This is a genomic window from Hallella mizrahii (genome assembly GCF_009695775.1).
Taxonomy (GTDB): domain Bacteria; phylum Bacteroidota; class Bacteroidia; order Bacteroidales; family Bacteroidaceae; genus Prevotella; species Prevotella mizrahii.
Genome location: NZ_VUNG01000005.1, coordinates 112,431 through 125,324, shown reverse-complemented (window position 1 = coordinate 125,324; position 12,894 = coordinate 112,431). Strand labels below are relative to the sequence as shown.

The window sequence follows — 12,894 nt, the reverse complement described above, 5'->3', positions numbered from 1 at the left end:
AGCAATAAAAAATGAGTTTTCTCAATGAATATTCGTTAAAATAGCTCATAGCAGAGAAAAAACTATGAAAAAAGTCATGCTGTTGGCAAAGAAAGCGCGGCATGGGCGAAATAGTTGCAAACAAAATACTATTATTTGCAAAGATAATGCAATGAGGTTTCGATGATTTGCAGTATCTTTGCCTAAGTGAATATTCTAAACCTAATAATGACATCATGAATTCAACATTGCGACATCTGTTATCGGCACTCATCATGCTATTGTTGTTACCTCTTACGGCGCAAGCCCAATATGTGCAGTGCCACGGCGGCAAGTTCTTTCGCGGCGGCAAACCTTATTATTATGTTGGCACCAATCTATGGTATGGTGCCATTCTTGGCTCTACGGGTCAGGGCGGTGACCGCGCGCGATTGTGTCGTGAGCTTGACCGGCTGAAGGCGGCGGGCATCGACAACTTGCGTATTCTTGTGGGCTCTGACGGGCAGCGTGGTGTGAAGACCAAGGTAGAGCCCACGCTGCAGGAGGCTCCTGGCGTCTACAACGATACCATCCTCGCCGGCCTCGACTATCTGCTTCAGCAGATGGGCAAGCGCAAGATGGTCGCCGTGCTCTATCTCAACAACTCGTGGGAGTGGAGCGGCGGCTACGGCTACTATCTCGAGCAGGCAGGGCTGGGCAAGGCACCGCGCCCCAACGAAGCCGGCTATCCTGCTTTTATGAACTTTGTTGAGCTGTTTGCCGGCAACGAGAAAGCCCATCAGCTCTTCTACGACTATGTGCGCTTCATCCTTGGCCGCACCAACCGCTACACCCATCGGCGCTATGTCGACGACCCCGCCATCATGTCGTGGCAGATCGGCAACGAGCCGCGTGCCTTCTCCAAGGAGGCCATCCCAGCCTTTGAGCAGTGGCTCAGCCAGACCTCGGCACTCATCCGCAGCATCGACAAGCACCATCTCATCTCCATCGGCAGTGAGGGCGCGTGGGGCTGCGAGGGCGACTACGGATGCTATGAGCGCATCTGTGCCGACAAGAATATCGACTATTGCAATGTCCATCTGTGGCCCTACAACTGGGGATGGGCAAAAGCCGACTCGCTGGTGGAGAATCTGCCGCGCGCCTGTGCCAACACCCGGGACTACATCTCGCGCCATCTTGCCATCTGCCAGCGGCTGGGCAAGCCCCTTGTCATGGAGGAGTTTGGCTATCCGCGCGATGGCATGAGCTTCCGTCCGGGCTCTCCCACGGTGGGGCGCGACACCTATTATAAATATGTCTTCCAGCTTGTGGCCGACAATGCCCGTCGGGGCGGATGCTTCGCCGGCTGCAACTTCTGGGGATGGGGTGGGGAAGCCCGGCCGCGCCATGAGCAGTGGCAGGTGGGGGATCCATACACCAACGACCCTGCACAGGAGCAGCAGGGGCTCAACTCGGTTTTCGACTGCGACAGCTCCACGCTTCGCATCATCAGCGGCGTGATCCGTCAGTTCAAGAAGTTGCATTGATCAACACATATTATATTATTATACATCATTACTTATTATTATTATGAATAAAAAACTATCTACAATGGTGTTGTCGCTTTGCGTGGCGAGTGCGGCATCGGCTCAGGCCCCACAACTCAATGCTCACAACATCGACCAGGTGCTCCAGGCGATGACCCTGGAAGAGAAGGCACAGATGCTTGTCGGTGGCGGCAACGACGGCTTTGTCGGTTCGGGTTCCATGCTCGGCCATCAGAAGAAATTAGTAGCTGGAGCAGCCGGTATCACCGTGGCCATCCCGCGGCTGGGCATTCCCGCCACGGTAGTCTGCGACGGTCCTGCCGGTGTGCACATCGACGCCCACCGCGAGGGAACCAGTCAGACTTTCTTTGCCACCGGTTTCCCCGTGGGCACCTGTCTGGCCTGCACGTGGAATACCGACCTCGTGGAGCAGGTGGGGCGCTGTGAGGGCAACGAGACCCTGGAGTATGGCTGCGACGTCATCCTCGGCCCGGGTATGAACCTCCACCGCAATCCGCTCTGTGGCCGCAACTTCGAATACTACAGCGAGGACCCCATAGTCACGGGAATGATCGGCACAGCCATGGTTCGTGGCATACAGAGTCAGGGCGTCGGTGTGTCGATGAAGCATTTTGCCGTCAACTCACAGGAGAGCGACCGCACGCGTGTCGACGAGCGTGTCTCGCAGCGTGCCCTGCGCGAACTCTATCTCCGTGGCTTCGAGATGGCTGTGCGCGAGGCAAAGCCGTGGACGATCATGTCGTCCTACAACAAGATCAACGGCGTCTATGCTCAGGGCAACCACGACCTGCTCACCAAGGTGCTCCGCGATGACTGGGGTTTCAAGGGCATTGTCATGACCGACTGGATCGGCAAGCGCGCTGATCTGCCCGTCGCCGATGAGGTGCAGGCGGGCAACGATCTGCTCATGCCGGGCTATCCGGCTCAGGCTGAGGACATCATCAAGGCCGTCAAAGAGGGCAAGCTCGACATCAAGGATGTGGATCGCAACGTGCGTCGCATGCTGGAGTATATTGTCAAGACACCGCGCTTCCGCCAATACGCGTTCAGCAACAAGCCTGACCTCAAGGCACATGCGCTGGTGACCCGGCAGACGAGCACTGAGGGCATGGTGTTGCTCAAAAACGACATGTTCAACGGCAAGGCAGTACTGCCCATGGAGGGCATCAAGCGGGTGGCACTCTTCGGTGTCAATAGCTACGACTTCATGAGTGGCGGCCTGGGCTCGGGCTGTGTCAACGTGCCCTACGTCGTGGATATGGTCGACGGACTGAAAAACGCCGGTGTCTCTACCACACCACAGCTCACCGACATCTATACTAAATATGTGGCTTATGCCAAATCCAAGCTCAAGGCTGACAAGAATCCGTGGATGTGGTTCCTCGACCAGGGTCAGCCTAAGCTCGACGAGATCGACATCACCGAGCGTTGTGTGGAGCATGAGGTTCCCGAGGCTGACGCTGCCATCATCACCATTGGGCGCCAGGCCGGTGAGGGCATGGACCGCAACATCGAGGGCGAGTTCAACCTCACCCCGCAGGAGAAGCAGATGATCAGCTGCGTGAGCAGCGTCTTCCATCAGCAGGGCAAGCCCGTCATCGTCGTCATCAACTCCGGATCGGTGATGGAGACGGCGTCTTGGCGCAGTCTTGTCGACGGCATCCTCGTGGCATGGCAGCCGGGAGAAGAGGGAGGAAACGCTGTCGCCGACGTGCTCACGGGAAAAGCCAATCCCTCCGGACATCTGACGATGACGTGGCCGATAGCAGCCACCGACGTGCCCTCGACGGCCAACTTCCCGAGCCAGCCCGACTACTACGGTCTGACCGACGCTCTCTATGACCATCGTGTCAAGGGAGTCAACTACACCGACCACGACGAGGACATCTATGTTGGCTACCGCTATTTCGATACCTTCAACAAGCCCGTGGCCTATCCTTTCGGCTATGGTCTGAGCTACACCACCTTCTCCATGTCTGGATTCTCGGCTAAAGCCGACGGGCGGCAAGGCGTCACGGTGAAGGTGACCGTGAAAAACACCGGCTCGCGCCCTGGCAAGCAGGTGGCACAAGTCTATGTCGCCTCACCCAAGGGCGGGGAAGAGATGCCCGCCAAGGAGCTGAAGACCTTTGCCAAGACCCGTATGCTCAACCCCGGCGAGAGTCAGACGCTGACCATGAGCGTGCCGCGCCGTCTGCTGACAAGTTTCGACGAGGCTGGCAGCCAGTGGAAAGGTGAGGCCGGTGACTACACCTTCATGGTGGGCGACAACGTGGAGCATATCCTCGGCAAGACTACCGTCAAGCTGGGTGCCTACACCGAGAAGGTCTCCGATGCCCTCAAGCCGCAGGTCAAGCTCAATCTGCTCAGAAAGAAATAACGGCCTCACCCCACGTACTCCTCAGTCTCCCTGTACCCCTCTCCTTTGTGAGGGTTACGGGGGGCTGTCATTTCGTCAGCCCGTTAACTGACATGTTGGCCAGTATTGTCAGGTTAATTGTTTAGGAACAAACTTTGCAGGAAGCATAGTGAAGTTCGGAAGTCCGAAAGGATGGAAGAGCTCCAAATAACTGAACAATAACCATTAATACGATAATTAGGAGGTATGTCTTATGTTACTTGCTAAAAGAAATGATAACAACTGGATGTCAAACTTCTTTAACGACTTCTTCGACACGGACATGATGCCGCGGATGAACGCTACCGCACCGGCTGTTAACGTCAAGGAGTCTGACAAGGGCTATGTGATGGAGATCGCTGCTCCGGGCTTGAAGAAAGAGTATTGCCGCGTCAGCATAGACAAGGACGGTAACCTCAACCTTAAGATTGAGGATAAGTTCGAGCATAAGGAGGAGGACAAAGCCGAGGACAAGAAAGAGCACTATCTGCGCCGCGAGTTCAATTACAGCAACTATGAGCAGACCTACGTGCTGCCCGACGACGTGGACAAGGAGAAGATCTCTGCCAAGGTCGAGAACGGCATCCTCACGGTCGACCTGCCCAAGATGAGCAAGGAGGCTGAGAAAGAGGAAAACAAGAGCATCGAAGTGAAGTAATCCATATAGCTCATCTCTCTTACATAAATTCATAATATTTCCCTCTCGTCTCAAAGCGATACGTCGCCGAGAGACGAGAGGGATTTTTTTTTCTGAATTCTCACTGAGATACACATTTTATATCTTTTGCGGGGTTAGGGCGGGGATGAACCCCGCCCCTACATTGTCACCCTTGACACTGAATTGCGGGGAATTGTCTCCGACCCTAAACGTCGTTTGAAGTGGTGGGTTCGTAGTTAGGGCGGGGGTTATCCCCGCCCTAACCCCCTTGTCGGTAATCATTCTCCCCCCCTTGTCGGTAATCATTCCACCCCCGTGACGGTAATCATTCCACCACCGTGCCACATGTTTTTATATCTTTTGCGGGGTTAGGGCGGGGATGAACCCCGCCCCTACATTGCATTCCACAGGAGCTGCGCATCCTTGAGAATCGTAACTTCCTGATGACCCCGCCCTAGCTGCATTGCATTCCCCCCCGTGCCATATGTTTTTTTATGATCTTTGGGTTTTGATTTATGATTTTCTGGCAATTAGCATTTATTAAGTGGCTGACATTATGGCTGTACAGAATCTTTTTCGTAACTTTGCGGATATGAAGAGACTGTTGCACATATTTCCGGCATTGGTGTTCTCATTGCTGATCGTGGCGATGAGTGCAGGACTGAGTGTGGAAGTGTGCATGCACTCAGGCCGTGCCGAAGTGGCGCAGATCGCCGAGGCACAGGGCAACCACGACTGCCATGGCATGAAAGGCTGCATGGTGGTGAAGACCATCAAGCTGGCACCGAGCTCGCTGGCCGAGAGCCATCTCTTCGACTTCTCGCAGCACGGGGTGACGGTCGTGCCTACCACGGGACTGCTCTCTCTCGCACATTCATTCATCCTCATACATGCGCCCAGCGCATATATCCCCACATGGTGCTCGCCTCCGCGGGAGTACCTGCACCATTTGCGTGTGCTCAGACTTTGAATCATCATTGACGCAAGCTATATAATATAAGGTGTATATAGCAACAGAAAGAAAGGAGAATCATTTTTTTCGCAGTCAATGAATCATTCAAAGGAAATTCATCAATGAATAAGAATATTTTGCTTGCCGGCATGATGGGAATGCTGGCACATCCCTCTTTTGCCCAAAAAGCACCCGTCCAGAACACTGATTCCACAGCTACCAGTGCCCTCGACAGCGTAGGCATCATGCCCGACCAGACGCTTCACGAGGTGCAGGTGGTCAGCCGCAAGCCCGGCATGATGCGCATGAAGGGTGCCATGAACGGACAGATCATCTCTCAGGACGAGCTCTTCAAAGCTGCCTGCTGCAACCTCGGCGAGAGTTTCACCACCAACCCTTCGGTCGACGTGAGCTACAACGACGCCGCCACAGGTGCCAAGCAGATCAAGCTGCTCGGACTCAGTGGCAAATACGTGCAGATGCTCACCGAGAACCTCCCCAACTTCCGTGGTGCCGCAATACCCTATTCCTTGGGCTATGTGCCCGGCACGTGGATGAAAAGCATACAGGTGAGCAAGGGCAATGCCAGCGTGAAGAACGGCTACGAGGCCATGACCGGACAGATCAACGTGGAGTATCTCAAGCCCGAGGACGACGAGAATGTGCACGTCAACCTCTATGGCAACACCATGAGCCGCATCGAGGCCAACGCTGACGGTAACGTGCATCTTGCTAAAGGACTGAGCACCGAGATCCTCGGACACTATGAGGACAATCTCAAGGAGCACGACAGCAACAAGGACGGATTCATGGACGACCCGCAGACACGGCAGTTCAACTTGCAGAACCGCTGGTATGGCAAGACGGGCAACTATATCTTCCACGGTGGTCTCTCGCTTTTGGACGAGAAGCGGGAGAGCGGACAGACCAACCACGAGGGAGTGCTCAGCCATCAGACCGAGCCGCTCTACCGCATCGACCTCAACACCCACCGCTACGAAGGCTATATGAAGCACGCCTTCATCCTCGACCCCAGCCACGGCACAAACATCGCCTGGATGTCTTCCGCCTCGATGCACGAGATGGATGCCACCTATGGCCGCAAGGACTATGATGTCAACGAGAAAAACGTCTATTCGCAGTTGATGTTCGAGACCAACTTCACTCCTGAGCACAACCTCGCAGTCGGTGCCTCGCTGAACCACGACTATGTGGGTCAGACCTACCTCGGCCAGCGGCTCAACGAGAAGGAAAATGTGGTAGGCGGCTATGCCCAGTACACCTACAACCTCCACGAGCGTCTCGTGGCCATGGCGGGCATCCGCGTCGACCACAGCTCGGAATACGGCACCTTCGTCACGCCCCGCTTTCATGTGAAGTGGCAGGTCAACGACCTGTGGAGCCTGCGCGCCTCTGCCGGTAAGGGCTATCGCACGGTGCACGCCCTGGCCGAGAACAACTATCTCATGGCCAGCGGACGCCAGCTCGTCATCGACAAGCTCGACCAGGAAAGCGCATGGAACTACGGACTGAGCACAGCACTGAACATCCCGCTCGGCCGTCAGACGTTGAAAGTCAACGCCGAGTACTATTATACCCGGTTTGGCAACCAGGTGGTCATCGATTACGACACGGATCCGACGCAGATCCATATCGGCAATCTGCACGGCAAGTCCTACTCCCACACCTTCCAGATCGACGCTACCTATGACCTCTTCCGGGGCATGACCATGACGGCAGCCTATCGCTACAACGATGTGAAGACGACCTACGGCGGCGAGCTCCTGCGCCAGCCGCTAACCAACCGCTACAAAGGTCTGCTCACTGCCTCGTACAAGACACCGCTCGGCCTGTGGCAGTTCGACGCAACCTTCGCCCTTAACGGTGGTGGACGTCTGCCTAAGGCTTACACCTTGGCCGACGGCACGTCTTCTTGGAAAGAAAGCTATCCCGCCTATGGACAACTCAACGCGCAGGTCACCCGCACCTTCCGCCATTTCTCAGTCTATGTGGGTGGTGAGAACCTCACGGGCTATAAGCAGAAAAATCCGATCATCGATGCCGCGCATCCTTGGAGCAGCACCTTCGATCCCACCCTTGTCTGGGGTCCCATGCAGGGCGCAAGAGCATATATCGGCATACGCTATAATTTGAAGTAAGAGAACATGTATCCTAAGGCCAAGGCTCCTTCGAGGAGCTTTGGCTGTTGTCAATAATTGTAATTATCAATCAAATCAATCATTTTTAATCAGAAAGCGATATGAAGAAGTTATTCTTTGCTATGATGCTGGCAGCCATGAGTACTGCCGCCAACGCTAAGAGCGCCAACGATACGCTCGTCGTCACCACCACACCGCAGATGCACTGCGCCAACTGCGAGAACAAGATCAAGAACGGACTGCGCTTTGAGAAGGGTGTCAAGGACATTCTTACCAGCGTGGAGAACCAAACCGTGACCATCGTCTACAACCCTGCCAAGACCGACAGAAAGAAGCTCGAGGCCGCCTTCCCGAAGTTCGGCTATAAAGCCCGTGAACTGAAGAAGGGTGAGAAGGTGGAGCGCGACATGAACGAGCAGTGCGACAATATGTAAATTGAGAGATTCCCCTGAACTGTGGGAATTATTCTTGCTCCTAAATCCGTCCGAAGTGGTGGGTTCGTAGGGGCGGGGTTTATCCCCGCCCTAACCCCCTTGTCGGTAATCATTCCATCCCCGTGCCATCTGTTTTTATATCTTTTGCGGGGTTAGGGCAGGGATAACCCCCGCCCCTACGTAAGCATCCGTTGCATATGAATTGCGGGGTTAGGGCGGGGATAACCCCCGCCCCTACATCAAAACCCTTTGGGAGTAACATGGGTGGAAATAAAAATACCGTATTTTTAATTTGATAACAACAACAAAATGGATAAGAATTTTCTTCGCAACAACGACCTTGGTCTGCTGTTGCTGCGTCTGACAGTGGGAGGCCTGATGCTCTTCCACGGTGTTCACAAGCTCATCTATGGCGTCTCTGCCATCGAGGGCATGTTGGCAGGCATGGGCCTCCCCGGCTTCATTGCCTATTTCTCTTTGGCAGCCGAGTTGCTTGCCTCTGTGCTCATCGTGCTGGGTGCGTGGACGCGCGTGGCTTCCGTGGTGATGGTGGGCAATATGGCAGTTGCCATCCTCATGGCTCATCTGTCCGTCATCTTCTCCGTGGATCCGATGACCGGTGGCTGGGCGATTGAGTTGCCGATGCTCTACCTCCTCGGTGCCGCCGTGCTTTGCTTCACCGGTGGCGGCAAGTATGCCGTGACCAAGGGGCATGTGACCGACTGATACGGCCATCAGCTTTTCTTACAAAACCTCTTCTTCCTGACGGTTGCTTCTACGTCGTGGTGGTTGGCTTTCATGGGGCTTTGGCTTCGTCGAAAGTGGCATCTTTGATAGAAATCACTGAGATGACACGATAAAACAACTGAGATGACACGAAGAAACAAGTGAGATGATGAGGTGAAACAAGTGAGATGATGCGCAAAAACCACTGAGATGACAAGGCAAAACCACTGAGATGAGTGCTTGAAAAGGCGTTTCTCTTTTCAAGAAAGCAGAGGCTTTGCTATAAGTGGTTGATTGTAAGTAGATTATAGAAAATGCTCTAAAAATCGCGAAAATCGGAGCAGAAGAGGACTTGATTCAGAAAAACGTCACCACAGAGGCGGAAAAATGTCAATATCTTCAACAGATATTGTCTTTTTCTCTCTGTGGTGACGTTTCTTTTTGATACCTTGTGCAAACATAAATGCTTGGTCAATGCACGGCAATGTATGTAAGAATAATAACGTATATATCCAAACAGGTTATAAGTAGTGTACCTCTTTACGAGCTAATACAAGTAATTTATAGCGTATGGCAAGACGAATAAATGATTCTGCTGTCAAAGAAGACTGCTTGATAGGAATGCCACCAATAACTTTTTCCCCTTTGTATTTTATAGTAATCCCTGCGTGTGATTTAAATTTTTCACTCGGATAAGCTACGACATCAAAAATTGTGTCGTCGTCAGACAAAGCTCTTGTTTCCCCTACATTTAGAGTGGAATATGCTATTGCTGTTCTATTTCGTCTGTTAGGAACAAGTTGCATCTCTTCTTTCCATGAAGGAATAGAGGTTCGTAATACAGAAAGATAGTCTTCTGATATATGGCTACGGAGTTCAAATGCCGCAGGCAACAGCGTTCCATTGTGTATCATTTTGGGTGAGAATAGTATTCTCGCTACATCTTCTCTATTTTCAATCATGGTTGATGGCTTTGATGGCTTTGAGTAATCTGCTTGTTGACAATTTTATATGATCTTCTCCTTTGAGTCCAGAGTCGGCCAAAATAAAGTATGAAAACTCCTTTTCTGCCAAATTGATTTGGGCTTGGCGCTTTGAGTTCTCAAGGATCATCGTACCATTTTTCTCTGGGAAAATGTTCCAATCTTTTAGATCGTCTTCGTTACTCTTTTCAAGAAGACGTTTAAAGGACTTGATAACTATAGGGCTAAGGGGAGCTGCAGACTCGTTGTCCCATCCTTTTTTATAGGACTCATAGTCTGCTAAATCTTTCAGAAGACGTTGTGCCGTTGGAGATATAGCAGGTGTAGTCGTCTTCAAGGCTATGCTTTTTACTCCTTGAATGGATCTCATTACTTTTTTCAGGCTTGGAAGTATAGTCTTGTCCTCTATTTGTATTATCAGTTCTGTCATCGTCTCTGCTTTTTTCTGCAAATATACGAGTTTTACGCTATATCTGCAAACGAAAAGGGCGAAAAGCATCAGGATCTGATGCTTTTCGCCCTTATGGTTGTATCGCCGGTAACTTTACTTCACGGCGATGGTGATGGTTTGTCTGATGCCGCTTGCCGTGCTGACCTCCACCGTGATGGTTCCCGGCTTGTGTCCGCTTCTGACAGTGGCTACGAGCATGCCGTGGAAGAGATGCATGTGAGGTTCGGTGAAACGCTCCAGCGAGGTAGCGTCGCCATTGCAGATGCCCTGGAAGGTTCCAGCCCCCGAGACCTCGACGTGGATGTCATCGGCAGTGTCGGGGCAGGGGTTGCCGTCTTTGTCGGTCAGTGCCACTGTGATGTAGCTCAGATCGTTGCCGTCGGCATGGAGCGTGTCTTTGTCAGCAGTGAGGCTCAGAGCGGCAGGGACACCGGCGGTGCGCACGGTTTTCTCCCCGGCGGCTTTTCCGTTTTTGTCATAGACGACCACCTTGAGCTCACCGGGCTCGTAGACCACGCTGTCCCACATCAGACGGTAGCGCGAGAGGAGGCTGTCGGTGATCTCCTTGCCCATCTTCTCGACGAGCTTCCCAGCGGTTGCCGACACTGACATGCGTCCCGTCTTATGGCGTCTGCCCTGGCTCTTGCCGTTGACGAAGAGCTCAGCCTCGTCGTAGTCGGTGTAGCACATCACCGGTGTCACCTTGCCTTCGCGTCCCGGCCAAGTCCAGTGGGGCAGCAGATGGACGGTGTGGTCGCGGTGGTTCCATACCGAGCGGTAGAGATAGTAGCGGTCCTTGGGCAGTCCGGCGAGGTCGCAGATGCCGAAATAGCTGCTGCGCGACGGCCAGTAGGTGTCGTAGGGCGTGGGCTCGCCGAGATAGTCAAAGCCCGTCCAGACAAACTGCCCGATGGTGTAGTCCTTGTCGTCCTGAGCCATGAAGTCGCTTTCGGGCAGGTTGCTCCAAGAACAGTACTCGGTGTCGTAGCTCGAGCATTGTCCGTCGGGGTAAACATTCTTGTCCGATACGGTCACGGGGAACTTATACACGCCACGGCTGCTTACTGTAGAGGCCGTCTCGCTGCCAAGGAGAAAGCCTTGGGGCAGTTTCGAGATGTTGCGGTCATATTTATACACGCGGTAGTTAAATCCCGGGATGTCCATCACTTGTGCGAAGCCCGACTTCAGTGCGTCCTCGGCACGGTCCATGCCTTGTGTGACCTGTCGGGTAGGGTCGAGGCGATGGCAGATGTCCTGCAGGCGCCGTGCGATGTCGACGCCCTCCTGGCTCCACTGCTCCGGTATCTCGTTGCCGATGGAGTACATCACCAGCGAGGGATGGTTGCGGTGGTTGCGTACGAGGTGCTCGATGTCCTTGTCGGCCCATTGGCCGAAGAAGCGGGCGTAGCCGTTCTTGCACTTAGGATAGTGCCACATGTCGAAGCTCTCGGCCATGACCATCATGCCCAGCGAGTCGTAGACCTCCATCTGCATTGTCGACGGCATGTTGTGGGACGTGCGGATGGCGTCGCAGCCCATGTCCTTGAGAATCTTCACCTGGCGGATGAGCGCCGCCTTGTTGACAGCGGTGCCGAGCGGTCCGAGGTCGTGGTGGAGGCATACGCCTTGGAACTTACGGCTCACGCCGTTGAGCTGGAAGCCATGCTCACGCGAGAAGGCGATGGTGCGGATGCCTGTCTTCATCGTGCGGCTGTCCACGACGGTGGCGTATCGGCCTTGCCCTTTGACGAGTTCGATCTTGACCTGATAGAGCGTTGGTGTCTCCGGTGACCACAGTTGTGGGCGGGCTACCCGGAGGCGCAGACCGATCTTTCCGTCGTTGCCCACCTTGCCCTCGGCTGTTGCCACCACTTTTCCGTCGGGTGCGTAGAGCTGTATCCGCTCACAGAGCTGCTCGCCCTGTCCACCCTTGACATGGTCGCTGTAGACCAGTGTAGCCTCGTTGGCGTCAGCCTTCTCGGTATAGAGAAAGCTTTGCCACGGGTCGAGAAATGCCTTGCCGGTGAGGATAAGGCTGACAGGGCGGTAGAGCCCTCCGCCCGGGTACCATCGACTGCTCTCCTCGCGATTGTTGAGGCTGACGACGACCTCGTTGCTGCGTCCCTTCATCATATAAGGAGTGATGTCGATGCGGAAGGCGTTGTAGCCATAGGCCCACCATCCTGCCAGTTTGCCATTGACATAGACGTGAGGCTCGCTCATGGCACCGTCGAACTGCAGGTAGGCGTGGGTGGCACGCTTCGGTACGGACAGCGTGCGGCGGTAGAAGCCGCGGCCTATCCAGGGCAGTGCACCCGAGCGTCCCGACTTCTCGCTTTTCTCCTTCTCGCCGTTTTGAGTGATAGCCACATACTGCAAGTCCCATTTCTTGTCAAAGGGGCCGCTGATAGCCCAGTCGTGGGGAATGGAGACGGATTGCCAGTGGAGGCTGTCGCGCGAGAAAAGCCAGCCTTGTTGCAAGTTGACTTCCTGGTGCTGACTCAAGACACGGCTCTTGGCGAGTGCCGATGCAGGCGCGGTGGCCAGCAAGGACAAAAAGAGGATGGTGAATGGTTTCATCTGTATCGTTTATTTAAGTATGTTACT

Annotated in this window: 10 protein-coding genes; 7 read left to right on the top strand and 3 right to left on the bottom strand. The window is 54.0% G+C overall.

The annotated features are described in order from the left end of the window. Positions 1 to 215 precede the first annotated feature (215 nt). The 7 genes from FYJ73_RS03855 to FYJ73_RS03825 all read left to right on the top strand — a co-directional run bounded on the left by FYJ73_RS03855 (position 216) and on the right by FYJ73_RS03825 (position 8,853). A complete protein-coding gene (locus FYJ73_RS03855; RefSeq protein ID WP_154533394.1) occupies positions 216 to 1,505 on the top strand; it encodes a glycoside hydrolase 5 family protein in 1,290 nt (429 codons plus the stop codon). A 43-nt stretch (positions 1,506 to 1,548) separates the two neighbouring features. After that, positions 1,549 to 3,906: a glycoside hydrolase family 3 C-terminal domain-containing protein gene (locus FYJ73_RS03850; protein WP_154533393.1), complete on the top strand. Its 2,358-nt coding sequence runs from the start codon at positions 1,549 to 1,551 to the stop codon at positions 3,904 to 3,906. A gap of 232 nt (positions 3,907 to 4,138) precedes the next feature. Next, positions 4,139 to 4,582: an Hsp20/alpha crystallin family protein gene (locus FYJ73_RS03845; protein ID WP_154533392.1), complete on the top strand. Its 444-nt coding sequence runs from the start codon at positions 4,139 to 4,141 to the stop codon at positions 4,580 to 4,582. 592 nt (positions 4,583 to 5,174) lie between these two features. Then, positions 5,175 to 5,552, top strand: a complete 378-nt coding sequence (locus FYJ73_RS03840) for a hypothetical protein (RefSeq protein WP_154533391.1) — start codon at positions 5,175 to 5,177, stop codon at positions 5,550 to 5,552. A 104-nt stretch (positions 5,553 to 5,656) separates the two neighbouring features. Next, positions 5,657 to 7,693, top strand: a complete 2,037-nt coding sequence (locus FYJ73_RS03835; protein WP_154533390.1) for a TonB-dependent receptor plug domain-containing protein — start codon at positions 5,657 to 5,659, stop codon at positions 7,691 to 7,693. 101 nt (positions 7,694 to 7,794) lie between these two features. Further along, positions 7,795 to 8,127 carry a cation transporter gene (locus tag FYJ73_RS03830; protein ID WP_154533389.1) on the top strand — a complete coding sequence of 111 codons (333 nt, stop codon included), beginning with the start codon at positions 7,795 to 7,797 and terminating at the stop codon, positions 8,125 to 8,127. A gap of 309 nt (positions 8,128 to 8,436) precedes the next feature. Beyond that, positions 8,437 to 8,853 carry a DoxX family protein gene (locus FYJ73_RS03825; protein ID WP_154533388.1) on the top strand — a complete coding sequence of 139 codons (417 nt, stop codon included), beginning with the start codon at positions 8,437 to 8,439 and terminating at the stop codon, positions 8,851 to 8,853. A gap of 521 nt (positions 8,854 to 9,374) precedes the next feature. Here the strand turns inward: FYJ73_RS03825 and FYJ73_RS03820 are convergent. The 3 genes from FYJ73_RS03820 to FYJ73_RS03810 all read right to left on the bottom strand — a co-directional run bounded on the left by FYJ73_RS03820 (position 9,375) and on the right by FYJ73_RS03810 (position 12,867). Then, a complete protein-coding gene (locus tag FYJ73_RS03820) occupies positions 9,375 to 9,815 on the bottom strand; it encodes a hypothetical protein (protein ID WP_154533387.1) in 441 nt (146 codons plus the stop codon). Continuing rightward, positions 9,808 to 10,266, bottom strand: a complete 459-nt coding sequence (locus tag FYJ73_RS03815) for a hypothetical protein (protein ID WP_154533386.1) — start codon at positions 10,264 to 10,266, stop codon at positions 9,808 to 9,810. The genes FYJ73_RS03820 and FYJ73_RS03815 overlap by 8 nt, the downstream gene beginning before the upstream one ends. Positions 10,267 to 10,380: 114 nt before the next feature. Beyond that, a complete protein-coding gene (locus tag FYJ73_RS03810) occupies positions 10,381 to 12,867 on the bottom strand; it encodes a DUF4982 domain-containing protein (protein WP_154533385.1) in 2,487 nt (828 codons plus the stop codon). Positions 12,868 to 12,894 lie beyond the last annotated feature (27 nt).